At 62.3% G+C, this 24,839-nt stretch carries 19 protein-coding genes; 9 read left to right on the top strand and 10 right to left on the bottom strand.

Annotation, left to right across the window (positions count from 1 at the left end; genetic code table 11):
• Window positions 1-81: 81 nt before the first annotated feature.
• Complete coding sequence (gene nfuA, locus AD665_RS07645; protein WP_024781251.1) at window positions 82-666, bottom strand: Fe-S biogenesis protein NfuA; 585 nt, start codon at window positions 664-666, stop codon at window positions 82-84.
• A 115-nt stretch (window positions 667-781) separates the two neighbouring features.
• On the bottom strand, window positions 782-3,073 hold the full coding sequence (locus AD665_RS07640; protein ID WP_024781252.1) for a fatty acid cis/trans isomerase: 2,292 nt from the start codon (window positions 3,071-3,073) through the stop codon (window positions 782-784).
• Between the two features lie 154 nt (window positions 3,074-3,227).
• On the opposite strand from AD665_RS07640, the gene metH reads away from it, so the two are divergent.
• The 4 genes from metH (at window position 3,228) to AD665_RS07620 (ending at window position 9,941) form a co-directional block, all read left to right on the top strand.
• Window positions 3,228-6,938, top strand: coding sequence for a methionine synthase (gene metH / locus AD665_RS07635; protein ID WP_053191578.1), 3,711 nt, complete (start codon window positions 3,228-3,230; stop codon window positions 6,936-6,938).
• A gap of 86 nt (window positions 6,939-7,024) precedes the next feature.
• Entirely contained in the window at window positions 7,025-7,243 is a 219-nt protein-coding gene (locus tag AD665_RS07630) for a DUF2970 domain-containing protein (protein ID WP_024781254.1), read from the top strand.
• A gap of 567 nt (window positions 7,244-7,810) precedes the next feature.
• The gene (locus AD665_RS07625; RefSeq protein WP_053191575.1) at window positions 7,811-9,463 is read left to right on the top strand and encodes a nitrite/sulfite reductase; all 1,653 of its coding nucleotides are present in this window, start codon (window positions 7,811-7,813) and stop codon (window positions 9,461-9,463) included.
• Window positions 9,447-9,941, top strand: coding sequence for a DUF934 domain-containing protein (locus AD665_RS07620; RefSeq protein ID WP_024781389.1), 495 nt, complete (start codon window positions 9,447-9,449; stop codon window positions 9,939-9,941). The genes AD665_RS07625 and AD665_RS07620 overlap by 17 nt, the downstream gene beginning before the upstream one ends.
• Window positions 9,942-10,125: 184 nt before the next feature.
• On the opposite strand, the gene sohB is transcribed toward AD665_RS07620, so the two are convergent.
• On the bottom strand, window positions 10,126-11,157 hold the full coding sequence (gene sohB, locus AD665_RS07615) for a protease SohB (RefSeq protein ID WP_024781388.1): 1,032 nt from the start codon (window positions 11,155-11,157) through the stop codon (window positions 10,126-10,128).
• A gap of 232 nt (window positions 11,158-11,389) precedes the next feature.
• On the opposite strand from sohB, the gene AD665_RS07610 reads away from it, so the two are divergent.
• The 4 genes from AD665_RS07610 to AD665_RS07595 all read left to right on the top strand — a co-directional run bounded on the left by AD665_RS07610 (window position 11,390) and on the right by AD665_RS07595 (window position 15,331).
• Window positions 11,390-12,100 (top strand): histidine phosphatase family protein, encoded by a 711-nt coding sequence (locus AD665_RS07610; protein ID WP_053191573.1) that lies wholly within the window; start codon window positions 11,390-11,392, stop codon window positions 12,098-12,100.
• Window positions 12,101-12,152: 52 nt separating this feature from the next.
• On the top strand, window positions 12,153-12,470 hold the full coding sequence (locus AD665_RS07605; protein ID WP_024781386.1) for an SCP2 sterol-binding domain-containing protein: 318 nt from the start codon (window positions 12,153-12,155) through the stop codon (window positions 12,468-12,470).
• A gap of 216 nt (window positions 12,471-12,686) precedes the next feature.
• Entirely contained in the window at window positions 12,687-14,405 is a 1,719-nt protein-coding gene (locus AD665_RS07600; protein WP_024781385.1) for a hydrogenase maturation protein, read from the top strand.
• Window positions 14,406-14,467: 62 nt separating this feature from the next.
• On the top strand, window positions 14,468-15,331 hold the full coding sequence (locus AD665_RS07595) for a LysR family transcriptional regulator (RefSeq protein WP_024781384.1): 864 nt from the start codon (window positions 14,468-14,470) through the stop codon (window positions 15,329-15,331).
• 96 nt (window positions 15,332-15,427) lie between these two features.
• Here the strand turns inward: AD665_RS07595 and AD665_RS07590 are convergent, their stop codons facing one another.
• A complete protein-coding gene (locus tag AD665_RS07590; protein WP_024781383.1) occupies window positions 15,428-15,664 on the bottom strand; it encodes an HP1242/YdcH family protein in 237 nt (78 codons plus the stop codon).
• A 215-nt stretch (window positions 15,665-15,879) separates the two neighbouring features.
• On the opposite strand from AD665_RS07590, the gene AD665_RS07585 reads away from it, so the two are divergent.
• Entirely contained in the window at window positions 15,880-16,401 is a 522-nt protein-coding gene (locus tag AD665_RS07585) for a DUF4142 domain-containing protein (RefSeq protein WP_024781382.1), read from the top strand.
• Between the two features lie 67 nt (window positions 16,402-16,468).
• On the opposite strand, the gene AD665_RS07580 is transcribed toward AD665_RS07585, so the two are convergent.
• The 6 genes from AD665_RS07580 to lexA all read right to left on the bottom strand — a co-directional run bounded on the left by AD665_RS07580 (window position 16,469) and on the right by lexA (window position 24,833).
• The gene (locus AD665_RS07580) at window positions 16,469-16,738 is read right to left on the bottom strand and encodes a hypothetical protein (protein ID WP_024781381.1); all 270 of its coding nucleotides are present in this window, start codon (window positions 16,736-16,738) and stop codon (window positions 16,469-16,471) included.
• 96 nt (window positions 16,739-16,834) lie between these two features.
• A complete protein-coding gene (locus tag AD665_RS07575) occupies window positions 16,835-18,946 on the bottom strand; it encodes a hybrid sensor histidine kinase/response regulator (RefSeq protein WP_033035300.1) in 2,112 nt (703 codons plus the stop codon).
• A gap of 137 nt (window positions 18,947-19,083) precedes the next feature.
• Window positions 19,084-22,182, bottom strand: coding sequence for an error-prone DNA polymerase (locus AD665_RS07570; RefSeq protein ID WP_162232176.1), 3,099 nt, complete (start codon window positions 22,180-22,182; stop codon window positions 19,084-19,086).
• Entirely contained in the window at window positions 22,158-23,579 is a 1,422-nt protein-coding gene (locus AD665_RS07565; RefSeq protein WP_053191571.1) for a Y-family DNA polymerase, read from the bottom strand. The genes AD665_RS07570 and AD665_RS07565 overlap by 25 nt, the downstream gene beginning before the upstream one ends.
• Before the next feature lie 7 nt (window positions 23,580-23,586).
• Window positions 23,587-24,216: a translesion DNA synthesis-associated protein ImuA gene (gene imuA, locus AD665_RS07560; RefSeq protein ID WP_024781377.1), complete on the bottom strand. Its 630-nt coding sequence runs from the start codon at window positions 24,214-24,216 to the stop codon at window positions 23,587-23,589.
• Window positions 24,216-24,833 carry a transcriptional repressor LexA gene (gene lexA / locus AD665_RS07555; protein ID WP_024781376.1) on the bottom strand — a complete coding sequence of 206 codons (618 nt, stop codon included), beginning with the start codon at window positions 24,831-24,833 and terminating at the stop codon, window positions 24,216-24,218. Before lexA ends, imuA begins: the two co-directional genes overlap by 1 nt.
• Between the last annotated feature and the right edge of the window lie 6 nt (window positions 24,834-24,839).

The following is a 24,839-nucleotide window of genomic DNA, read 5'->3' as shown; positions in this document are numbered from 1 at the left end:
GGTGATCGCAAATTCAGCGTTCAGCCCAATCCTTGTGGGAGCGAGCCCTGCTCGCGATTGCGGTAGTCCAGGCTGCAACAATCAGTAGTAAGCGTTTTCTTTCTGCGTGTGGTCGGTCACGTCGCGCACGCCCTTGAGTTCCGGGATACGCTCGAGCAGCGTGCGCTCGATGCCTTCCTTCAGGGTCACGTCAGCCTGGCCACAGCCCTGGCAGCCGCCGCCGAACTGAAGCACGGCGATGCCGTCTTCCACCACGTCGATCAGCGATACCTGGCCGCCGTGGCTGGCCAGCCCCGGGTTGATCTCGGTTTGCAGGTAATAGTTGATGCGCTCGTTGATCGGGCTGTCGGCGTTGACCATCGGCACTTTCGCATTCGGTGCCTTGATGGTCAGTTGGCCGCCCATCCGGTCGGTGGCGTAATCGACCACTGCATCGTCCAGGAACGCTTCGCTGAACGAGTCGATGTAGGCGGTAAAGCTCTTGAGCCCCAACGCGGTATCTTCAGGTTTTTCTTCCCCCGGCTTGCAGTAGGCAATGCACGTCTCTGCGTACTGGGTGCCGGGCTGGGTGATGAAGATGCGGATCCCGATACCCGGCGTGTTCTGCTTGGACAGCAGGTCGGCCAGGTAATCGTGGGCGGCATCGGTAATCGTAATGGCGGTCATGGAAACTCCTCGCAGGCTTGCCGGCAGTTTACGCCAAATCAGGGCGCCGGACAAAGTCCCAGTATTTTTGTCAGGAAAGCAGCCGGCGGCACGGGGGCGCCGCCGGATACATCGATCAGAGGTTCTGGTAGCGATTCATGTCCAGCACGCCCGCCTCCAAGGGCTCGGTTTCCTCGATGTAACGGCTCAGGTCATGGAAGTAGTGCCAGAACTGCGGGTGACTGCGGCGAATCCCCCAACGCTCGACGATCCGCTCGAAAGCCTGCTCATCCTGGGCATTCTCCATGGCGTCGACGAACGCAGGGACTTGCGCGGCGGGAATATTGAACATGAAGTTCGGGTAGCTGCTGAGCACCCCCGGGTAAACCGTCAACGTGTCCAGCCCCGGTTGGTAACGCAGCTCCTCGCCCAGCAGGAACGCCACGTTGCTATGGGCACGGTTGCGCAACAGGCTGTAGATCTCGCGATGACCGTCGGCGGTTTCGACGCGCAGCATCGTCGCTTCCGGCAACTGGTCGATGACCCGAAGCCCCGCCGCCGGTCGCGACACCAGCCGACTGAGAGACTGCTCGGCGCTCTGCAGGTCCGGAACGATGTTAGGACGCGAGCAATAGGCGCCGTCGCAACGGTTGATCGGATCGGGGCGCGCATTCAGCTCGCCATAACGGAGCAGCAATTGCCGGGCGAAATCACCCTTGGGATCGCGCCCATCAAGCTTGAGGGCAGTCGGCTTGTCATTGTCGATGCTCTCGTAATCCAGCCACATCTTGAATTTGCCGCCGGACTGGTACCAGTCATCGAGGTAGCCTTCCCGGGCATCGGCCGGCATCAGTCGCAGGAAGTTCTGTTCTGCGCCATTGCGAATCAGGTCGAAGTACAGCCGCGTCTGGGCCTGGTGGGACACGTTGCCGAACACATCGAAATTCACCGCCAACTGGTAGTAGGTACGTTCCAGCAACGGGAAGTCGAACAACCACATCGTCTGCGGTACTTCGCCAATCAACCCCTTGGTGACCGAGGCGCTGTCGAAGTGCCTGAAAATACTCAACAAGGCATTGTCGTTACCAGCCCACAGCGCCGACCAGCTCGGCGCCGGCAATTCGGCGTAATTGTCCCGGCGCAGGGCCTCGTAGGCGTTGCGCTTGTCCCGGTAGTCGAGCCACAGGCTGACGACGCTGCCTACATCGTCGTTCTGCCCCGGCATCGCCAGCAATGGCGTAGCCTGCCCGCGATAGTTCGGATCGGTGATGTACAGGTCGTGCTCAGGGGCCTGAAACAGCGCCCAGAAGTTGTCGCGGATCACATCAGTGGCGATCTGACCCCGGCACACCGGGCCACGGATAAAGGTGCGCACGAAATATTCGGCGTTATCGAGCATGAACTGATAGCGGGCCTGGGCCGGAATCGCTTCAAAGGTGGAGAACGGGTTCGACCGGCGTTCCGGCCCGTAGCCGGGCAACGCCGTTACCTGCCAGTTACCCTTGTAGAACAGGCTCTTGATCCGCGCCATCTTGGCCGCGCTCAGCCCGTAGGTGATGTGGGTCTTGTGCACGATCACCCCTTGTACCGCCCAGAGCCGGTAATAGACGCGGGTGCCGGGGTCGTCGTTCGGGCGACGGGTGTTGATCAGGTCGATCGGCTGGCCACTGGGCGTGCGCGAACGCACCCACTGGAAGAAATGCCCCGGCTCGCCGTCCTTGAAATAGATGTGCGCCAGGAACCAATGCTCGAACAACCAGCGGGCCACCAGGCTTTCCCTGGCGCCGGGGGCATTGAGCAGGTTTTCCCATTGCACCACCTGCAAGGCTTCAGCGGCACTTGGGGCCAAGGCTTGCTGGTCGATGGGGGCGCCGGCGGCCAGCCAGCGCTGCAAGGTCTGGTATTGCTGCTCGGTCAGGCCGGTGACCGCCATGGGCATGCCCTCCCTGGGGTGCGCGGCGGCGTATCCATCGAATTGCCCCGGCATCGCGCAGCTGTTTTCACGCCCGAGCCCCAGCACGATCTCTTCCGGCAGCTTGGCGTTGGGCTGTAGCGGCGCGCCGTGCCCCAGCGCCAACATCTGCGCCATCAACGCAGCCTGGCTGCCCTGGGCGTCGAGCACGGAATAAAAGCCTTTGCGCTGCCAGGCCTGCGGGCCGGAAGCGTCATAGAACAAGCGGGTCGGGACGGCGGCCTCGCGGCGCTCGCCGTCATACACCGACATTTTGCTCGCGCCCCGGGCCACGCCTTCGCCACTGCCCAGGTTCAACTGGCAGGCGGAGTCGTAGCAGGCGTGGCAGGCCACGCATTTCTCGGTAAAGATCGGCTGGATGTCGCGGGTGTAGGACAGCGCTGGCACGGGATCCTTGGCGGCTGCGGCAAAAGACAACAGCAGCAACAGACTGCCGAATAAGACGCGGTACGGCATGTCTTGATCCCTAAGAGATGGAGCAGCGATTCTACCGGGCCAGCAACCGGTTGCAAACATGAGCAACATTCATGCAAAAGCCACCCATGATCAAATCCGGCACAGGTTTGCTATGATTCCCGGCTCCGTAATGGTCTTTTTTCCAGGTAGTCCTATGTCCGATCGCAGCGCTCGCCTTTATCTTCTCCAGCAAGCCCTCAAGGAACGCATCCTGATCCTCGACGGCGGCATGGGCACGATGATCCAGAGCTACAAGCTGGAGGAGCAGGACTACCGCGGCAAGCGTTTCGCCGACTGGCCGAGCGACGTCAAGGGCAACAACGATTTGCTGGTGCTGACCCGTCCCGACGTCATCGGCTCCATCGAGAAAGCCTACCTGGATGCCGGCGCCGACATTCTCGAAACCAACACCTTCAACGCAACCCAGGTATCCCAGGCCGACTACGGCATGCAGGGGCTGGCCTATGAGCTGAACCTGGAAGGTGCGCGTCTGGCCCGCAAGGTGGCCGACGCCAAGACCCTCGAGACCCCGGACAAGCCGCGCTTCGTCGCCGGCGTGCTCGGCCCGACCAGCCGCACCTGCTCGCTGTCGCCAGACGTGAACAACCCCGGCTACCGCAACGTGACCTTCGACGAACTGGTGGAGAACTACACCGAGGCCACCAAGGGCCTGATCGAGGGCGGCGCCGACCTGATCCTGATCGAAACCATCTTCGACACCCTGAACGCCAAGGCGGCGATCTTCGCCGTGCAAGGGGTTTACGAAGAACTGGGCGTCGAGCTGCCGATCATGATTTCCGGCACCATCACCGACGCCTCCGGCCGCACCCTCTCCGGCCAGACCACCGAAGCCTTCTGGAACTCCGTGGCCCACGCCAAGCCGATCTCCGTCGGCCTGAACTGCGCCCTGGGCGCCAGCGAACTGCGACCGTACCTGGAAGAGCTGTCGAACAAGGCCAGCACCCACGTCTCGGCGCACCCGAACGCCGGCCTGCCCAACGAATTCGGTGAATACGACGAACTGCCGGCGCAAACCGCCAAAGTCATCGAAGAGTTTGCCCAGAGCGGCTTCCTGAACATCGTCGGCGGCTGCTGCGGCACCACCCCGGCGCACATCGAAGCCATCGCCAAGGCAGTGGCCGGTTATGCGCCACGACCGATTCCGGACATTCCCCGGGCGTGCCGCCTGTCGGGCCTGGAACCGTTCACCATCGATCGCAGCTCGCTGTTCGTCAACGTCGGCGAGCGGACCAACATCACCGGTTCCGCCAAGTTCGCCCGGCTGATCCGCGAAGACAACTACACCGAAGCCCTGGAGGTGGCCCTGCAGCAGGTCGAGGCCGGCGCCCAGGTGATCGACATCAACATGGACGAGGGCATGCTCGATTCGAAGAAGGCCATGGTGACCTTCCTCAATCTGATTGCCGGTGAGCCGGACATCTCCCGCGTGCCGATCATGATCGATTCGTCGAAATGGGAAGTGATCGAAGCCGGCCTCAAGTGCATCCAGGGCAAGGGCATCGTCAACTCCATCAGCATGAAAGAAGGCGTCGAGCAATTCATCCATCACGCCAGATTGTGCAAGCGCTATGGTGCCGCCGTGGTGGTGATGGCGTTCGACGAAGCCGGCCAGGCCGACACCGAGGCGCGCAAGAAAGAAATCTGCAAGCGTTCCTACGACATCCTGGTCAATGAAGTGGGCTTCCCGCCGGAAGACATCATCTTCGACCCGAACATCTTCGCCGTTGCCACCGGTATCGAAGAACACAACAACTATGCCGTGGACTTCATCAACGCTTGCGCCTATGTCCGCGACGAGCTGCCCTACGCGCTGACCTCCGGCGGAGTGTCCAACGTGTCGTTCTCGTTCCGCGGCAACAACCCGGTGCGCGAAGCGATCCACTCGGTATTCCTGCTGTATGCGATCCGTGCAGGCCTGACCATGGGGATCGTCAACGCCGGCCAGTTGGAGATCTACGACCAGATCCCGGTGGAACTGCGCGACGCCGTGGAAGACGTGATCCTCAACCGCACCCCGGAAGGCACGGACGCCCTGCTCGCCATCGCCGACAAGTACAAGGGCGACGGCAGCACCAAGGAAGCGGAAACCGAGGAATGGCGCAACTGGGAAGTCAACAAGCGCCTGGAGCATGCACTGGTCAAGGGCATCACCACCCACATCGTCGAAGACACCGAGGAGTCGCGCCTGTCGTTCGCTCGCCCTATCGAAGTCATCGAAGGTCCGTTGATGGCCGGCATGAACATCGTCGGCGACCTGTTCGGTGCCGGCAAGATGTTCCTGCCCCAGGTGGTCAAGTCCGCTCGCGTGATGAAGCAGGCCGTGGCCCACCTGATTCCGTTCATCGAGGCGGAAAAAGGCGACAAGCCGGAGGCCAAGGGCAAGATCCTGATGGCGACGGTCAAGGGCGACGTCCATGACATCGGCAAGAACATCGTCGGCGTGGTGCTCGGTTGCAACGGTTATGACATCGTCGACCTGGGCGTGATGGTGCCAGCGGAAAAAATCCTGCAGGTGGCCAAGGACGAGAAATGCGACATCATCGGCTTGTCTGGCCTGATCACGCCGTCCCTGGATGAGATGGTGCACGTGGCTCGCGAGATGCAGCGCCAGGATTTCCATCTGCCGCTGATGATCGGTGGCGCGACGACGTCCAAGGCCCACACGGCGGTGAAGATCGAGCCCAAGTACAGCAATGACGCGGTGATCTATGTCACCGACGCCTCCCGCGCCGTCGGGGTGGCAACCCAATTGCTGTCCAAGGAACTGAAACCGGCGTTCGTCGAGAAAACCCGTCAGGACTACATCGAGGTTCGCGAGCGCACCGCCAACCGCAGCGCCCGTACCGAACGCCTGAGCTACCCCGCCGCTGTCGCCAAGAAACCGCAGTTCGACTGGAGCAGCTACCAGCCGGTCAAGCCGACGTTCACCGGTGCCCGGGTGCTGGACGACATCGACCTGAACGTCCTGGCCGAATACATCGACTGGACGCCGTTCTTCATTTCCTGGGACCTGGCCGGCAAGTTCCCGCGCATCCTCACCGATGAAGTGGTGGGCGAAGCCGCCACTGCGCTGTACGCCGATGCCCAGGCGATGTTGCGCAAGCTGATCGATGAGAAACTCATCAGCGCTCGCGCGGTGTTCGGCTTCTGGCCGGCCAACCAGGTGCATGACGACGACCTGGAAGTCTACGGCGACGACGGCAAGCCGCTGGCACGCCTGCATCACCTGCGCCAGCAGATCATCAAGACCGACGGCAAGCCGAACTTCTCCCTGGCCGACTTCGTTGCGCCGAAGGACAGCGGCGTGACCGACTACGTCGGCGGCTTCATCACCACCGCAGGCATCGGTGCCGAAGAAGTGGCGAAGGCCTACCAGGAAGCTGGCGACGACTACAACTCGATCATGGTCAAGGCCCTGGCCGACCGCCTGGCCGAAGCCTGCGCCGAGTGGCTGCACCAGCAGGTGCGCAAGGAACATTGGGGTTATGCCAAGGACGAGATCCTGGACAACGAGGCGCTGATCAAGGAGCAATACACCGGTATCCGCCCTGCCCCTGGTTACCCGGCGTGCCCGGATCACACCGAGAAAGCCACGCTGTTCCGCCTGCTCGATCCCGAAGCCAGCGAACTGAAGGCCGGCCGTAGCGGCGTGTTCCTGACCGAGCACTACGCCATGTTCCCGGCGGCGGCAGTCAGTGGCTGGTACTTCGCCCATCCCCAGGCGCAATACTTCGCCGTAGGCAAGATCGACAAGGACCAAGTGCAGAGCTACACCGGCCGCAAGGGTCAGGACCTGAGCGTGACCGAGCGCTGGCTGGCGCCGAACCTGGGTTACGACAGCTGATCCGGAAGATCGCGGCCGGCAGCGGCCGCGATCTTTTTGCAGGGGTTGTCTATGCTTGTCCCATACCCATGGCAGACGAGGGATTTATGGACGATCCAGTCGACAACAAGCCGCCGACCCTGCTGCAGATGATGCACAGCGTACTGGCCGCCGCTTTCGGCGTGCAGAGCGGCAAGAACCGCGCCCGTGACTTCACCCACGGCAAACCCAGTCACTTCGTGATATTGGGGATCGCGTTCACGGTGATCTTCGCCCTGACGCTGTTTGGCATCGTCAAGCTGGTGGTGCATCTGGCGGGGCTATAGAACGATCTTCCTGCACATCAATCCCTGTGGGAGCGAACCTGTGGGAGCAAAGCTTGCTCGCGACGCAAACGACACGGTCGAGACCGCGTCATCGTTCATCGCGAGCAAGCTTTGCTCCCACAGGCTTTGCTCCCACAGGTTTTTATTGCGTTGTACGACCGATTACTGATGACTGACCCAGAACACCGCCGTGCCTACCACCAGGATTATCAGGAACAGAATGGCCCAGGCATCAACAGTGCTGTCGCTTTTCCTTGCTTTGGTCGGATTGCTCATTGCATCGCCTCTTGTCGGTTTTTTAGGTGATTGCATAGGGACTCGACCACAGTTAAGACGATGATTGCCCATACGACAAATGTGGGTTCCGAGCCGATAGATCCCATTAGGTCATTTGGTTCTTTACATATACTCAAACATCACTTTTGCGCATAACTCAAAACAGGTATCTTGCACCGGCTCCTATAGGAGTGCGCGGCCGTGCGCGCAGAATTGCCGAGGCAGAACCCGATTCCAGCGAGCCAATACGCAGCTGTTTCTGATCGGCCCAAGCCTGAGACCGAGACTTATATGTACGTATATGACGAGTACGATCAGCGGATCATCGAGGACCGCGTCAAGCAGTTCCGTGATCAAACCCGACGCTATCTGGCAGGCGAGCTGAGCGAAGAAGAATTCCGCCCTCTGCGCCTGCAGAACGGCCTGTACATCCAGCGTTTCGCCCCCATGCTGCGAGTGGCGGTGCCTTACGGCCAACTGACCTCGCGCCAGGTGCGCAAGCTGGCCCAGATTGCCCGTGACTACGACAAGGGCTACGCCCACATCAGTACGCGGCAGAACGTCCAGTACAACTGGCCGGCCCTGGAAGATGTGCCGGAGATCCTGGCTGAGCTGGCCACCGTGCAGATGCACGCGATCCAGACCAGCGGCAACTGCCTGCGCAACGTCACCACCGACCAGTTCGCCGGTGTCGCCGCCGATGAATTGATCGACCCGCGTCCGTGGTGCGAGATCGTCCGTCAGTGGACCACTTTCCACCCGGAATTCGCTTACCTGCCGCGCAAGTTCAAGATCGCCATCAACGGCTCGACCTCGGACCGCGCCGCCATCGAAGTCCACGACATCGGCCTGGAGGCGGTCTACAACGCTGCAGGCGAACTGGGCTTCCGCGTGCTGGTGGGCGGTGGCCTCGGTCGCACGCCGGTGGTGGGTGCATTCATCAATGAGTTCCTGCCCTGGCAGGACCTGCTGAGCTACCTCGACGCCATCCTGCGGGTGTACAACCGCTATGGCCGTCGCGACAACAAGTACAAGGCGCGGATCAAGATCCTGGTCAAGGCGCTGACACCAGAAGTGTTCGCCGAGAAGGTCGAAGCCGAAATGGTTCACCTGCGTGGCGGCCAGACAACCCTGACCGAGGCCGAAGTCCACCGCGTTGCCAGGCACTTCGTCGACCCGCAATACAAGGCCCTGGACAACCAGGACTTCGCCGCACTCGACAAGGAACATCCGGGCTTCGCCCGCTGGCGCAGCCGCAACACCCTGGCCCACAAGAAGCCTGGCTACATCGCGGTCACCTTGTCCCTGAAGCCGACCGGTGTTGCGCCAGGCGACATTACCGACAAACAGCTGGACGCCGTCGCCGACCTGGCCGAACGCTACAGCTTCGGTCAGCTGCGCACGTCCCACGAGCAGAACATCATCCTGGCAGACGTCGAACAGAGCCAGTTGTTCACCCTGTGGGGCGAGCTGCGCGAGCAAGGCTTCGCCACGCCGAACATCGGCCTGCTGACCGACATGATCTGCTGCCCGGGCGGCGACTTCTGCTCCCTGGCCAACGCCAAGTCGATCCCGATCGCCGAATCGATCCAGCGTCGTTTCGACGACCTGGACTACCTGTTCGATATCGGCGAACTGGACCTGAATATTTCCGGTTGCATGAACGCCTGTGGTCACCACCATGTCGGCCACATCGGCATCCTCGGCGTGGACAAGAAAGGCGAAGAGTTCTACCAGGTTTCCCTGGGTGGCAGCGGCACCCGCGACGCCAGCCTGGGCAAGATCCTCGGTCCTTCGTTTGCCCAGGACGACATGCCCGACGTGATCGAGAAGCTGATCGACGTGTACATCGAACAACGTACCGAAGACGAGCGTTTCATCGACACTTACCAACGTATCGGCATCGACCTCTTCAAGGAACGCGTCTATGCAGCGAATCATTAAGAACAACGAGGTCATCGACGAAACCTGGCACCTGCTGCCCAAGGACGCGACCCTCGATGGTATTTCCAACTGCGACGACCTGATCGTGCCCCTGGCCCTGTGGCGTGACCATTCGCACTACCTCAAGGCCCGCGACGGCGGCCTGGGTGTGTGGCTGGACGCCGACGAGGAAGCGGAAGAGATTGGCGACGACGCCAATCAGCTCCAGGTCATCGCGCTGAACTTCCCGGCCTTCACCGACGGCCGCAGCTACTCCAACGCTCGCCTGCTGCGTGATCGCTACGGCTTCAAGGGCGAACTGCGGGCCATTGGCGATGTGCTGCGCGACCAGCTGTTCTATATGCGCCGCTGCGGTTTCGACGCGTTCGCCCTGCGTGCCGACAAGGACCCCTACGAAGCTCTCGAAAGCCTCAAGGACTTCTCGGTGACCTACCAGGCTGCCACTGACGAACCGCTGCCGCTGTTTCGTCGCCGCTGAGCCCGCTGCAATGAAAAAGCCCTGGACCGGACATTCCGGCTCAGGGCTTTTTTATTTCCAGCAATCACCGAAGATCAGTGTGGGAGCGAGCCTGCTCGCGATGGCGGTGATCCAGTCGATGCTGCAGTGACTGACAGACCGCTATCGCGAGCAGGCTCGCTCCCACAGGATTGAGGGAGCAGAGTTACCAGAACCGCTGCTGGGTCAATCGGCTCCACCAGCTCAACAGCACACGATCCACCGAGCCGCTGGCCGCCATGCCGACGCGCTCCTGCAGGCTTTTGCGTTCGGCATAGTGCAGGTGGTAAAGCTCGGCGCTCTTGGCCCGGTCGGCCAGGTATTCGTCGCTGGTCTTCAACTCGTCCACCAGATGCTTGCCAAGCGCGGCGACACCCAGCCAGACCTCGCCGGTCGCCACTTCGTCAATGGCCAGTTGCGGACGGTAGTTGGACACGAAGTTCTTGAACAAGTCATGAGTGATGTCCAGGTCCTGCTGGAATTTCTCCCGGCCTTTCTCGGTGTTTTCGCCAAACACCGTCAGCGTGCGCTTGTACTCGCCGGCGGTCAGGACTTCGAAGTCGATATCATGTTTCTTCAGCAGGCGGTTGACGTTCGGTAGCTGGGCCACGACGCCGATGGAGCCAAGGATGGCGAAAGGCGCACTGATGATCTTCTCGCCAATGCAGGCCATCATGTACCCGCCGCTGGCCGCGACTTTGTCGATGCACACGGTCAGCGGTATGCCGGCCTGACGGATCCGCGCCAGTTGCGACGAAGCCAGTCCATAGCTGTGGACCATGCCGCCACCGCTTTCCAGGCGCAGTACCACTTCATCCTTCGGCGTCGCCAGGGTCAGCAGCGCGGTGATCTCATGGCGCAGACTCTCGGTGGCCGATGCCTTGATATCGCCGTCGAAATCCAGCACGAACACACGGGTCTTGGCCGCCGGCTTTTCCTTCTGTTTCTTCTGCGCCTTTTCAGCCTTGCCTTCGCTCTTGCGCAGGGCCTTGAGCTGATCCTTGTCCAGCAGCGTCTGTTCCAGGCGCTCGCGCAGGCCCTTGTAGAAGTCGTTGAGTTTGCTCACCTGCAACTGGCCGGCCGCCTTGCGTCGTCCCTTGCTGCGCAAGGCAGCAAAACTGGCCAGCACCACCAGAATGGCGATGACCAGCGTCACGGTCTTGGCCAGAAACCCGGCGTATTCGATAAAGAACTCCACGATCACTCCTAATTGATTCTCGACTCGCCGCTCGACGGCGGACTCTAAACGTTCCCAGCATACCCATGCGCCTGCGTCGCTACCAGCCGGGAAACCTGTGGTTACCTTAAGCCCGGCCCCGGCTGGACAAGGCTGTAACGGACATTTCAAACAAGCGTATGTTTTTTCATTGACAGCACACTGTCATCCTCATAACCTCGCCAAACCTTCAACGTACCGGGATGACGCGGACGTGGGCAGTATCTATCTGATTCGACATGGCCAGGCCTCCTTTGGTGCGGACAACTACGATGTCCTTTCACCCAATGGCATACGCCAGGCAGAGGTGCTGGGCAACCACCTGGCGGAGCTCGGTGTGGTGTTCGATCGTTGCCTCTCGGGTGACCTGCGTCGTCAGCAGGATACCGCCAGCGGCGCCTTGGGCCAGATGTCCGCAGCCGGAATTCCGGTTCCCGAAGTGGAAACCGATGCTGCGTTCAACGAGTTCGATGCCGACGCAGTGATCCGCGCCCTGCTGCCGGACATGCTGCCCCAGGAACCCGAGGCCCTGTACATCCTGCGAAATGCCGCGCAGAACCGTGCAGAATTCCAACGCATTTTCGCCCTCGTGATCGAGCGCTGGCTCAGCGGCCAATATGACCCGCCCGGGCTGGAGAGCTGGCAGGGTTTCGTCGAGCGGGTCCAGGCCGGCCTGCAGCGCATCCTGGAACAGGCCGACAGCAGCCACAAGATCGCCGTGTTCACATCCGGCGGCACGATTACCGCCCTGCTCCACCTGATCACCCGGATACCGGCCCAACAGGCGTTCGAACTGAACTGGCAAATTGTCAACACCTCGCTCAACCACCTGAAATTCAGGGGGCGCGACGTGGCCCTGGCTTCTTTCAACAGTCATGCTCACCTGCAACTGCTGAAGACCCCGGACCTCATCACCTTTCGCTGAGGCCGAATTAATCGTAGACCCTTGCTGTATCAACCCGATAAGGATCGAAACCATGACCTCCGTAATCGACGCCGTACAAAAGATGAAAGAAAAATTCAACCCAGCCGCCGCTGCCGGCCTGGACCTGGTATTCGGTTTCAATATCACCGACGAAGACAAACAGTACGCCCTGATCGTCAAGGACGGTACCTGTGAATTGCAGGAAGGCGAAAATGCCGATGCCAACTGCACACTGGTGATGGACAGCGAAACCCTCAAGGGCATCGTCAGCGGTGAAACCGACGGCATGCAAGCGTTCATGGGCGGCAAACTGCGTGTCGAAGGCGACATGATGCTGTCGATGAAGCTCTCCGAGCTGTTCCCGGCCTGAGACTGCACGCCCGCGCTGGGCGCCCCCGGTTGTAACGAATCCCGCCCCCGTGGCGGGATTCGCATTTCTGCCCCCTCCCCGATTTCGCCTTGCGTACGCAACCTTGATCCCGGTCAGTGGCCGCTCGCCTTCCAAGCGCTAATTTAGCGCCTCCATCAGAAGCCAGGGACGGCTCATCGGGAGCCGGTACTTGCTCATCTCAAGGAAGAGAATTTCATGTCCACATTGAAAATCATCCTGCTGTCGACCGCGTTCAACGGCCTGACCCAACGCGCCTGGCTGGACCTGCGCGAGGCTGGGCATCGTCCCAGCGTGGTGTTGTTCACCGATCCGGATTCGGTGTGTCGGCAGATCGAACAAAGCGGGGCCGACCTGGTGATCTGTCCCTTTCTCAAGGACCGGGTACCCGAGCAACTGTGGCGTAATCTCCGACGGCCGGTGGTCATCATCCATCCGGGCATCGTCGGTGATCGTGGTGCCAGCGCGCTGGACTGGGCCATCATGCGGCAACCCGAACGCTGGGGCGTCACGGCGTTACAAGCGGTGGAGGAAATGGATGCCGGGCCGATCTGGGCCACCTGCGAATTCATCCTGCCCGAAGGTCTGCGCAAATCAGAGTTGTATAACGGTCCGGTCAGCGATGCGGCCATCCGCTGCATCCGCGAAGTCGTGGAAAAATTTGCCAGCGGTTTCGTCCCGGTACCGCTGGACTACAGCCGTCATGACGTGGTCGGGCGTCTGCGGCCGAATATGACTCAGGATGATCGCACGTTCAGCTGGCACGACAGCGCGGTGTTCATCAAGCGCAGCATCGACGCCGCCGATGGTCAGCCAGGCGTGCTGGCGAGCCTGCTTGGAAACCAGTTCTATCTGTATGACGCCCATCTGGATAGCCGTCGTGGCCTGCCTGGTGCGCTGCTGGCCGTGCGTGACGATGCGGTGCTGGTGGCAACCGGTGATGCGAGCCTCTGGATCGGCGCCCTGCGCCAAAAACCGCGCCCCGGTGAACAGACCTTCAAGCGGCCGGCGCGACATGTACTGTCGGGGCGACTCGACGGCGTGCCGGTACTCGACAGCTCATTGGCCCGACAGCCGTTCAGTAACGAGGCTTATCAACCCATTCGCTACCGGGAATGCGGCCATGTGGGTGAACTGACCTTCGAGTTCTATAACGGTGCGATGAGCACCGAGCAATGCCGGCGCCTGGTGGACGCGCTACGCTGGGCCAAGTCCAGGCCTACCCGAGTGCTGTTGATCCGCGGCGGGCGTGGCAGTTTTTCCAACGGTGTGCACCTGAACGTGATTCAGGCCGCCGCTCAACCGGGCCTGGAGGCCTGGGCCAACATCCAAGCCATCGACGATGTCTGTCTGGAGCTGTTGAGCGCCCGGCAGATGGTCGTCAGTGGTCTCACGGGCAATGCCGGCGCGGGCGGTGTGATGCTGGCCCTGGCCGCCGATGTCGTGCTGGCACGCAGCGACATCGTGCTCAATCCCCATTATGCAACCATGGGCCTGTACGGCTCCGAATACTGGACCTACAGCCTGCCTCGCGCCGTTGGGCCGGACCTGGCCTGGACACTGACCCAGGACTGCCTGCCCATCAGCGCCCGCCAGGCGTTGCGCTATGGCATGGTCCAGGAAATCGGTCCACGCTGCCCCGACGAGTTCGGCCTGTGGTTGCTGCAACGGGCCAACGGTGCATGGCACGATCCAGCCTATGAAACCATCCGGGCCCGCAAGACCGAACGAAGCCTGCCGGCGATCCAGGCATGTCGTGATGGCGAGCTCCAGTACATGCAGCGCGACATGGTAGAAAATCGCCACGGTTTTGCCGAAAAGTGCCGCAACTTCGTGTTCAAACGCAAGGCCTGTCGCACGCCGGAACGCCTGGTTGCGCCATGGGCGCGGATGACGGAGGCCGAAGCCGTCCAGTGATTGTCGGTATCGGGGAGGCGTGCCAGCTCTTACAATGCCGCATCCCCCGCATCGGCCTGACCATGGACATCGACCTCGCCCGCACCTTCCTGGAAATTGTCCGCCACGGCAGTCTCGCCGCAGCGGCCGACAGGCTGCATGTCACCCAGACGGCGATTACCGCTCGGGTACAGAAACTCGAAAGCCAGCTTGGCTGCGCGCTGTTCGTGCGCAACCGAGCCGGCGCGCGACTGACCACCGACGGCGAGGCCTTCGTCGTCTACGCCAACCAGCTCGTGCAGACCTGGGAAGCGGCCCGCCGGGACCTGCCGTTGCCCGAGGGCTATCGCAATGTCCTGCACATCGGTGGCGAGGTCAGCCTGTGCAATCCCTTGATGCTCAGTTGGGCCCGTGAACTGCGTCGGGCGATTCCCGGCCATGCCTTGCGCATGGACATCCGCGACGGCGAGAAACTGCTGCAACAGCTGGAGCTGGGCCTGTTGGATGCTGCGGTGGTGTATCAGCCCGAATACTGGCCGAGACTGCAGGTTGAACAGCTCCTGGAAGAGAAACTGATCCTGGTGCGCCTGGCCAGCCACCCGGAGCCCTACGTGTACATCGACTGGGGCATCGATTTCCGTCGCCAGCACGATACCGCCCTGCCAGACAAGGCCAAGGCTGCAGTCACCTTCAACCTCGGTCCCCTGGCCTTGCAATACATCCTGGAAAACGGCGGCAGCGGCTACTTCCGCACACGGGTCGTGCAGAGCTACCTGGACAGCGGCATCCTGGAACGAGTGCCCAAGGCACCGGAATTCAACTATCCGACTTACCTGGTCTATTCCCGGGACCGGGATTCGGCGGCGTTGCAACAGGCGTTCGAAGTGCTGCGTACAATCGTCAAGAGCGGCAGCGATTGGTCTCAGCGCTGGGATCCGCTGAGTTGATGCATTGGGTTAAAGAGCGGGGGCCGCTTCGCAGTCCGCGGAGCGGTGCGACGTTTCGCTGAATCCCGCCACGGAAACAGCCCCCGCGCCATCAGGTTACTTGCGCAAGTGCTCCATGATCTCGTCCTTGACCTGCAATCGTTTCTTCTTGAGCGTCTCCAGGGCAACGTCGGACAGTGCGGCGGACGTCGGTTTCTCGGCGTCTACCACCTCGGCATCAAGCTGGGAGTATTTTTGAAGCAGCGAGTCGAGTCTTGGATTCTCGCTGCGCTTTTGCTGGATGTGGTCTTTTTCGCACTTGAGATCCTGGCACAGATCATGGGACACCGGCATGGAACACCTCCTTCTGACGGTCAATGACAGGCGCCTTCGAGGGGCGCCTCAACCATCAGGATGGCCTTGCCGACGGGGTTCTGTCGACCGCCAATCCGACCAGCGGCGACCGTTCGTCGTACCGTGTCGCTTTGCGATCAAACCTTTGCCCTCACGTCGCCCTCCATTGAACAGTGACATCAAGATCACTTGTACAACCTGTTCGGAGAATACCTATGGACGGATTTACCCTGCGTCAACTCGGCCTGGCAGTTGCCCTGAGTACCAGCATGGGCATGGCATGGGCCGCGAGCTCCAACGACTTTGTCGACAACGCGGCAGCCGGTGGCATTGCGGAAATCGAAACCAGCAAACTGGCGCTGGAAAAAAGCGCATCGGCGGACGTCAAGGAGTTCGCCAACAAGATGATTTCCGACCACACCAAAGCCAACCAGGAGTTGATGACCCTGGCGAAAAAGCACGACATCGAAGTGCCGGACGAAACCACACTGGTGAAAAAGGCAAAGGCCAAGATTCTCGATATGCGCGATGAATCCTTCGATGCCGCCTATGCCAACAATCAGGTCAAGGCCCACGAAGAAACCATCACCCTGTTCAAGAAAGAAGCCGAGACCGTGACGGACGACAAGAAGCCCGGCAATACCGAGCTCAAGGCGTTCGCCCAGAAGATGCTGCCGGATCTGCAGCACCATCTGGAACTGGCCAAGAAACTCCAGGCCGCACACCCCAGCAAGTAGTTTTTCCTGGCAGTGAACGTAAAAAGGCTCGCCCTCCAGGAGGACGAGCCTTTCTTGCGCAGGTCGATCAGCCGCCGTCGGTGTCGATATCGGCGTCAGTGTCATCGCCGGACTTCGGCCGGTCAGGATCGGGCTTGAAGCCAGGACTGAAGGTGTTGTCATTTTCCTGGTGGTGTTTCTTCTGATCGACCTCCTCTGCAGCGCTCTGGGCCTGGTCCGCTCCAGCCGGGCTGATCGGCCTGGCACCAGGCAGTTGGGGATCGATAGCCGGGTCGTTGCGTGGTGACGGGTTCTGTGTCTGACCTTGTTGCGCAGTGTTTGCACGATCATCGTTCATGGGCACCTCTTCGTGACTGAGACCGGGTTGATGACCGGCCTTGATCATTCGAAGGGAACGCGACGGCTTCGGTTCCATTTGTTTGCGGCAGCGCGATCAACCGCCAAGCACCGACCGGACCATACGGGTCAACGCTTCCGGCCCATAGGGTTTACCCAGCAGATGGGTGTCGGGGCTCAGTTGATGGTTGCGGGAAATGATGTCCCGTGTGTGACCTGACGTGAACAGTACCGGCACTGGTGGCGTCTGCACCTTGGCCCAGGCCGCCAGGTCGGAACTCTTGATCAGGCCGGGCATGACCACATCGGTGAAAATCAGGTCTACCTTGGCGCCTTCGAGCAACAGCTTCATGGCCGCATCGGCGTTGACAGCAGTGAGGGTTCTATAGCCGGACTGCTCAAGCAACTCCACCGATGCACTGCGCACCGCATCGTTGTCCTCCACCACCATGATCGTCTCATGTCTGCCGGGCTGAGGCGTGTAGTCGTGGGGCTGCTCTCTGGCTTCAGGCTGCAAGCTGCGAGGAAAGTACATCTGCGCCCGCGTGCCCTGGCCCAGGTCGCTGGTTATCTCGATATGCCCGCCGCTCTGCTTGACGAACCCGAACACCATGCTCAGGCCTAACCCGGTGCCCTGGCCATCGCTCTTGGTGGTGAAAAACGGCTCGAATACCTGGCTGAGAATATCCGGCGGCATGCCTGTGCCACTGTCGATCACCGACAACCGCACATAGTCACCCGCCGGGATGCCTTTGCCGGCACAGGAGACTTCGTCGAGCACGATGTTCTCGCCCCGTATCTGGATGGTGCCTTCGCCACCCATGGCATCGCGGGCATTGATCGCCAGGTTCAGCAGGGCATTTTCCAGCTGGTTGCGATCCACATGGATGCACCAGGGCTCGTCGGGCAGGGTCACTTCGATCCGGATGGTCTCGCCCAAGGCACGTTGCAGCAACTCCTCCAGGTCGTCATAGATGCGACGTGGGTTGTAGACCGCCGGCGACAGCGGCTGGCGGCGGGCAAAGGCCAGCAGTTGCGATGACAGCTTGGCGCCCCGCTCCACCGCCTCGATGGAGGCACTGATCCTGCGCTGCACATTGGCATTGTCCGGCTCGTGACGTGCCAGCAAGTGCAGGTTGCCAGCGATCACTTGCAGCAGGTTGTTGAAGTCATGGGCGACGCCGCCGGTGAGGCCGCCAATAGCCTCGAGTTTTTGCGACTGGCGCAACTGCTCTTCGGCCGCCAGCCGCGCCTGGACCTCATTGGCGACCCGCTGTTCCAGGTCACGGGTAAATCTGAGCAGCGACGCCTCGGCGGTCTTGCGTTCGTTGATGTCAATCAGCACACCGGGGAAACGCAGTGGCTCGCCCAACGCATCGAACTCGCATCGACCGCTGGCCTGCACCCACAGGTCATCGCCTTCGGGACGACGCACCCGGTATTCGACATTCAAGGGCGACCCCGTGCGCAAGGTCAGTTCAATGCGCTGATTGACCTCATCGAGGTCATCGGGGTGGATACGTTGGCGGGCAATCTCGATGGGCAATGCCTCCAGCGGCGTGTCTGGCGGATAGTCGAAAGTGCGGGCGAAACGCTCGTCGCCGGACAGCGTATCGGCTTGGACATCCCAGACAAACGAGCCCAGCAGTGGCCCGGCCGAAAGGGCCAGCTGGATGCGTTCATTGACGGCGCGATAACTGCGTTCCGCTGCCTGGCGAGCCCGCTCTGACAAGACCAGCTCGGTGGTTTCCACAACAATTGCCAGCACCCCGGCGGGAGCCTGATCATCGCCAGGCACCGGGCTGTAGAAAAGGTCCATCCACACATCTTCGGGCTTGCCATCACGCAACAGGACCAGTTCCTTGCTGCGATAGGACAACGTGCCTCCGGCCAGGCATACGTCCAGCACGTGACGATTGAACTCGGCCACTTCCGGCCAGCCCAGTTCCACCGCGCAGCCCAACAGATAGGGATGACGCCCGCCAGCGAACTCGGCGTAGGCGTCGTTGTAGATCATGAAGCCCTGGCGACCCCATAACATGACCATCGGCAAGGGTGAAGCCAGCAATACCTGGACAGCACTGCGCAAGCTGGCGGACCAATGTTCGATAGGGCCCAGTTCGGTCTGGCGCCAATCGTACGCCCGGATGCGCCGGGCCATTTCACCGTCCCACCCGGGACATCCGTGAGGCTGGGATAAGAACTGCATGGGCGACTCTGAACCTCGAATGGCTGCTGGGAATCGGCAAGTCGCGAGCCCCTTGTGCTCAGACCTTCGAGCGCAAGGTTGGCATTTGGTTTCATGCCGGCCGAGCCAAAAGCACCCGTGGCCAGATGACAACGGGCTCAGCGAAAATCGCGGCTGCGCACGTTGATGCCCGCCAGCAACCCGGTCAGGTCGCTCAAGCGCCCGGCAATCAGGTGACGGACTTCGCCGACGCTTTCCCAGCGCCCATCGACCCGAAGCAACTGCGAGCCCACCAGGACCTTGCGCTGACGCTCCGCCAGGTCGCGCCAGACCACCACGTTGAGGTTGCCGAATTCATCTTCCAGGGTAACGAAGGTCACGCCACTGGCCGTGCCGGGGCGCTGGCGACCAGTGACCAGCCCGGCGACGCTGACATTGCGGCCATGTTCCACCCCCTGCAACTCCCGCGAGCTGCGACAGCGTCGGGCACGCAGTTCAGGCCGCAACAAGGCCAGAGGATGAGGACCCAGTGTTGTGCCAAGGGTGGCGTAGTCGGCGAACAGGTCCTCCCCCAGCGAGGGCTTGGGCAGATTCACCGACGGTTCTTCCTGGCGGGGCAGCCCGGCAAACAGACCCAATTGCTTTTCCACACCGGCCACTTCCCAACGCGCACGATGGCGATCACCGGCCAAACCACGCAAGGCCCCGGCGTCAGCCAATTGCGCCTGGGCACGGGCATCGAGTTGCGCGCGCTCGCCCAGGTCGGCCACGTCACTGAACGCCCGCTGCAGACGGGCCGCCTCGATACGCCGGGCATCGTCTTCACGAAAGCCTTTGATCAGACGCAAGCCCATGCGGATCGCCGGTTGCCGCCCCTCCAGAGGCTCGAGACTGCAATCCCAATCGCTGGCGCGCACGTCCACCGGACGGATCTGCAATTGATGCCGGCGGGCATCCTGCAGGATCTGGTCCGGACTGTAGAACCCCATGGGCCAACTGTTGATCAGGGCGCAGGCGAACGCTGCCGGCTCGTGGCATTTGAGCCAGCTGCTGGCATAGGTCAGCAAGGCGAAACTGGCGGCGTGGGACTCCGGGAAACCGTAGTTGCCGAAGCCCTTGATCTGTTCGAAGATCTGCGCGGCGAATTCGGCGGTGTAGCCGTTGCGCTCCATCCCCTCTGCCAGGCGCTCGCGGTGCGGCTCAAGCCCGCCGTGACGTTTCCAGGCGGCCATGGAACGGCGCAACTGGTCCGCTTCGCCGGGGGTATAGTCGGCCGCCACGATGGCGATCTGCATGACCTGCTCCTGGAATAACGGAATGCCCAGGGTACGCCCGAGCACTACCTCCAGTTTTTGCGACGGGTAGGTGACGGCTTCCTCTCCATTTCGCCGCTTCAGGTACGGGTGCACCATGCCGCCCTGGATCGGCCCCGGCCGCACGATCGCCACTTCGATCACCAGGTCGTAGAAACTCTTGGGCCTGAGCCTGGGCAACATCGCCATCTGCGCCCGTGATTCAATCTGGAACACACCGATGGTGTCCGCACGGCTGATCATCTCGAAGGTGGCGGTATCTTCACGGGGTAAACCCGCCAAGGTGTATCGCTGCCCCCGATAGTGCTCGATCAAATCGAAACACCGACGGATTGCGCTGAGCATGCCCAGGGCCAGGATATCCACTTTCAACAGCCCGACCGCATCCAGGTCGTCCTTGTCCCACTGGATGATGGTGCGCTCGGCCATGGCGGCGTTTTCCACCGGCACCAGGGTATCCAGGGGTTGCTGGGAAATCACGAAGCCGCCGGGATGCTGGGACAGGTGCCGGGGAAAGCCGATCAGTTGCTGGGTCAGGCCCAGCACCCGGCGCAAGATCGGAGTGTCCGGGTCGAAACCACCCTCGCGCAGACGCTCCACGGGAGGCGCCTCATCGCTCCAGCGACCGCAACAGTCGGCCAATGCGTTGACCTGATCCGGTGGCAGGCCCAGGGCCTTGGCGACGTCCCGCACCGCCCCGGCGCCATGGTAACTGCTGACCACTGCCGTCAGTGCTGCGCGATGGCGACCGTAGCGCTGGAAGACGTATTGCAACACCTCTTCGCGGCGCTCATGTTCAAAATCCACGTCAATGTCCGGCGGCTCGTTGCGCTCTCGGGACAGGAACCGCTCGAACAACAGGTTGGTTCGGCTCGGGTCGATTTCGGTGATGCCCAGGGCATAACACACCGCCGAGTTGGCCGCCGACCCGCGCCCCTGGCAGAGAATGTTGCGCTGGCGGGCAAAGCTGACGATGTCCTGCACGGTGAGGAAGTAGCTGTCGTAGCCCAACTCGGCGATCAGTTCCAGCTCGGTGTCGATCTGTCGCCGAATCCGCTCCTCCACACCTTTCTTCCAGCGCTCGCGCAGGCCCCGCTCGGTCAGTTCCCGCAACCACGACGCCGGATCATGCCCCTCGGGCACCAACTCCCGAGGGTATTCATAGCGCAACTGACCCAGGTCGAAGGTACAACGCCGGGCGATCACCAGGGTTTCATCGAGCAATCTGCGGGGATAGAGATCAGCCAGGGCCTGGAGACTACGCAGATGGCGCTCGCCGTTGGGGTGCAGGCGTTGGCCGGCCTCGGCCACCGTGACGTGATGCCGGATGGCGGTCATGGTGTCCTGCAAGGCGCGACGACCGCGCACGTGCATGTGCACATCGCCCGTGGCGACAGCAGGCAGTGTCAGGCGGTCCGCCAGCGCCAGCAAGTCGGCCAGGCGACGCCGGTCGTCCTGTCCGCAGTGCAACTGGACCGACAGCCACAGGCGCCCGGCGAAGACCGACTGAAGCCAGCGGCCCTGCTCTTCGGCGTCTTTGCCATCGGGTACCCACAGCACCAACAACCCTGGCATGGGGTCGTCGAAGTCTTCCCGCACGATGCGATAGTGGCCCTTCTCGCTACGACGGCGGGCACGGGTGATCAACCGGCACAAGGCTTGGTAGCCTTCAAGATTTTCCACCAGCAGCACCAGTTTCGGACCGTGTTCGATCCGGATCTCGCTGCCGACGATCAATTGCAGGTTCAGTTCCTTGGCCGCTTGCCAGGCGCGAACGATGCCGGCCAACGTGCACTCGTCGGTGATCGCCAGTGCCCGATAGCCTTGTTGGCTGGCCCGGCGACACAGTTCCAATGCGCTGGAGGCACCACGCTGGAAACTGAAATTCGACAGGCAATGCAGTTCGGCATAGTCGACGTTCATGCGAACCAGCCCTGCAACCATAGCGGACCACCCTCGCCCACCGGTCGATAAGCCCAGCCCCGTTGCCCCCCACGGGTTTCGACCAGGTAGTAATCGCGGCGCACGTCGGCGCCGTCCCACCAGCCGGTCTCGAGGCGCTCCGGGCCCATGAGGACGCGCACCTGACCTTCCGGCAACGCCTGGGGTTCGTCCAGCAGCCAGCCGGGACGCTGCACACCGCTGCGCACCACGCTGGCCTGGGGCCGGGGCTGAGGTGTCATCTGCCAGGCACACTCCGGTCGATGGTCGTCGCGAAACCCCAGGCCCTGAACCGCCTCGTCCCCCAACCGTGCGCGCAACCGCTCCCGCAGTTGCTCCCAAGGCAAGGACTGCTGGGGACGCTCATCGAACAGCTCCAGGCGCTGGGGCACGAAGCTCGGCAGGTCCTCGGCGCACAAGCGAAAGCCACGCACTGGCGCCTCGACCTGCACCTGTTCCAGACGGCCACGGGCCAGTTCGAAGAGCATCGAGGGGTCCCGCTCGGCACTGAGCAGGCCGACCTTGATGATCGTGTCCGGCAACCCGGCGTGTTCCAGGTGCAGGTCAAAACGCTGCACGCCACTGTCCCGGCCACACAGGAAGGCCGACAGGTCACCGGTCAGCCGGCGTAACGGGAACAGCAGCGCCTGATGGGACTGGACGTCGTAGTTGAGTTCGATGCGCACATCGAAACGGTCCGGCGGCAGGTAGAACGACAGCGCCAGGGTGCGACTGCCGATCAATGCGTCGAGGTGTTTGAGGACCTGGGCTTCGAAGCGCCGTGCCAGCGTGTGCCGAGGCAAGTCCTGGACCTGTTCCAGGCAGCGCAGCCCCATGCGCGACAATGCCGTGGCGACGTCGGGGGGCAGGCCGATCCGATCCACCGGCATTTGCCACAGGCGTTGTTGCAGGCTCTCGGCATCCGGTACCACCAAGGCGTCATGGGCATTGGCGAGCACTCGCGCCGCCACCGGGTTCGGGGCCGCGACGATGCGATGACGAAACCCCAACTCTGTCAGTTCGGCCCGCAGCCGTGCCTCGAAGACCGGCCAGGGCCCGAACAGGCCCAGGCTCGACTCGATCTCGAACAGCACCGTGCGCGGGTAATGCACGCTGACCTGGGAGCTGAACCGGTAGGCCCAGGCCGCCAGGAACTGTTGCCAGTGCTCGATCTGCGCCGCGTCGTACTCAGCGGTGGCAAAGCCTTTGCTCAGGGCCTGGGCGGCGGCCATGGTCTGACCGGGACGCAGGCCCAGGGCCCGTGCGGGCTCGTTGACCGCTTGCAGCACCCGACGCTGGGCCGGGCCGGTCAACAGCGCCAGGGGCTCCTCTGGATCGGGGCGCTGACGCAGCGCAGCGTCCAACGCCAATTGCGGAAAGAGGATACAGACCCAGCGCATCGCAACCTCAATGCTCTGTTGGCGTGGTGTGGGCAAAGGCAATCGGTGCCGAACGGACCAAACCACCGCGGCATTTAAGCACGCGCAGTTGTCCGGGCCCGGCATCGATGACAATGCGCAGGGCGGCCGGCGACGGATTGATGGCTTCCTGGACAGGACGCCAGGCGAACGCCAGGGTCTGGCCGGTTTCCGCGGCCACTTGCAGGCGACGCAAGGCACGATCGTCCGCCTGGCGTGGCCAGCACAGCACCGCCCCGCAACTGCCCGAACGCAGGCATTGTTCAGCGGCCCACAGGGCATCGCGCTCATCGGCCCGGATCACCGACAGTTGGCTCAGGTCCACCCCGGCGCTCTGCCAGGCCTGGGGATAGGGCACGAACGGCGGTGCCACCAGCACGATCCGCTCCCCTTGCGCAGACAGTCGCGCCAGGGTCGGCCACACCAGTTGCAACTCGCCCAGGCCCGGCGCGGCGAGAAGGATTTCCGTCAACGCTGCTTCCGGCCAGCCACCACTGGGCAATGCCGCGTCCAGTGCGGCATGGCCGGTGGGTTGCGGACTGGCGGCCGGAGGCGCAGGCCGGCCTTTCCAGACCTGGCCGCCATTGAACAGCGTGTCCAGCGCAACGACCGCGCCCATCAGCCTTGCCTCAACAGGCCACAGAACACCCCTTCTATCGCCAGGTCCTGGTCGGCCTCGACGATGATCGGCTGATAGGCCGGATTGCGCGGCAGCAAGCGCACCCGCTCGCCGACTCGCTCAAAGCGCTTGATGGTGACTTCACCGTCGAGCCGCGCCACCACGATCTGTCCGTTCGCGGCCTGGGGCGTGCGCTGGACACCCACCAGGTCGCCGTCGAGGATGCCGTCGCCGATCATCGAGTCGCCCTGGACCCGCAGCAGGTAATCCGGTGCCCGGGTGAAAATCGCCGGGTCCAGCATCAGGCGGTCGTGAACCTCGGCATCGGCGCCGATCGGCCGGCCGGCGGCCACGCGCCCCAGCACCGGCACGTCCAGCAGCTCGGGCCGCCGCGGCTGGTTCAGCAAGCGGATGCCTCGGGCCTGGTGCGGATTGACTTCGATAAAACCGGCTTCGGTCAACGCCAGCACATGCTTGCGGGCCACGCTGCGGGAGGCGAAACCGAACGCCTCGCTGATTTCAGCGAGGCTGGGAGGCTGGCCCTGTTCGGCGATACGTTCGCGGATGAAGGTCAGGATGGCGGTGCGGCGGGGAGTGAGAGTCGTCATGGAGTACATTTGTAC

It is taken from the genome of Pseudomonas corrugata (genome assembly GCF_001269905.1).
Taxonomy (GTDB): domain Bacteria; phylum Pseudomonadota; class Gammaproteobacteria; order Pseudomonadales; family Pseudomonadaceae; genus Aquipseudomonas; species Aquipseudomonas corrugata.
Note: the sequence above shows the minus strand (reverse complement) of the source record. Positions and strands in the feature narration are given on the sequence as shown.

What these genes read in the sequence shown, in the direction of transcription:
- lexA (WP_024781376.1), bottom strand. Translation starts at nt 24,833, where the DNA reads ATGTACTCCATGACGACTCTCACTCCCCGCCGCACCGCCATCCTGACC.
- AD665_RS07640 (WP_024781252.1), bottom strand. Translation starts at nt 3,073, where the DNA reads ATGCCGTACCGCGTCTTATTCGGCAGTCTGTTGCTGCTGTTGTCTTTT.
- AD665_RS07580 (WP_024781381.1), bottom strand. Translation starts at nt 16,738, where the DNA reads ATGAACGATGATCGTGCAAACACTGCGCAACAAGGTCAGACACAGAAC.
- AD665_RS07590 (WP_024781383.1), bottom strand. Translation starts at nt 15,664, where the DNA reads ATGCCGGTGTCCCATGATCTGTGCCAGGATCTCAAGTGCGAAAAAGAC.
- AD665_RS07575 (WP_033035300.1), bottom strand. Translation starts at nt 18,946, where the DNA reads ATGCAGTTCTTATCCCAGCCTCACGGATGTCCCGGGTGGGACGGTGAA.
- AD665_RS07605 (WP_024781386.1), top strand. Translation starts at nt 12,153, where the DNA reads ATGACCTCCGTAATCGACGCCGTACAAAAGATGAAAGAAAAATTCAAC.
- AD665_RS07630 (WP_024781254.1), top strand. Translation starts at nt 7,025, where the DNA reads ATGGACGATCCAGTCGACAACAAGCCGCCGACCCTGCTGCAGATGATG.
- AD665_RS07620 (WP_024781389.1), top strand. Translation starts at nt 9,447, where the DNA reads ATGCAGCGAATCATTAAGAACAACGAGGTCATCGACGAAACCTGGCAC.
- AD665_RS07565 (WP_053191571.1), bottom strand. Translation starts at nt 23,579, where the DNA reads ATGCGCTGGGTCTGTATCCTCTTTCCGCAATTGGCGTTGGACGCTGCG.
- AD665_RS07585 (WP_024781382.1), top strand. Translation starts at nt 15,880, where the DNA reads ATGGACGGATTTACCCTGCGTCAACTCGGCCTGGCAGTTGCCCTGAGT.
- AD665_RS07625 (WP_053191575.1), top strand. Translation starts at nt 7,811, where the DNA reads ATGTACGTATATGACGAGTACGATCAGCGGATCATCGAGGACCGCGTC.
- metH (WP_053191578.1), top strand. Translation starts at nt 3,228, where the DNA reads ATGTCCGATCGCAGCGCTCGCCTTTATCTTCTCCAGCAAGCCCTCAAG.
- AD665_RS07595 (WP_024781384.1), top strand. Translation starts at nt 14,468, where the DNA reads ATGGACATCGACCTCGCCCGCACCTTCCTGGAAATTGTCCGCCACGGC.
- imuA (WP_024781377.1), bottom strand. Translation starts at nt 24,216, where the DNA reads ATGGGCGCGGTCGTTGCGCTGGACACGCTGTTCAATGGCGGCCAGGTC.
- nfuA (WP_024781251.1), bottom strand. Translation starts at nt 666, where the DNA reads ATGACCGCCATTACGATTACCGATGCCGCCCACGATTACCTGGCCGAC.
- AD665_RS07600 (WP_024781385.1), top strand. Translation starts at nt 12,687, where the DNA reads ATGTCCACATTGAAAATCATCCTGCTGTCGACCGCGTTCAACGGCCTG.
- AD665_RS07570 (WP_162232176.1), bottom strand. Translation starts at nt 22,182, where the DNA reads ATGGTTGCAGGGCTGGTTCGCATGAACGTCGACTATGCCGAACTGCAT.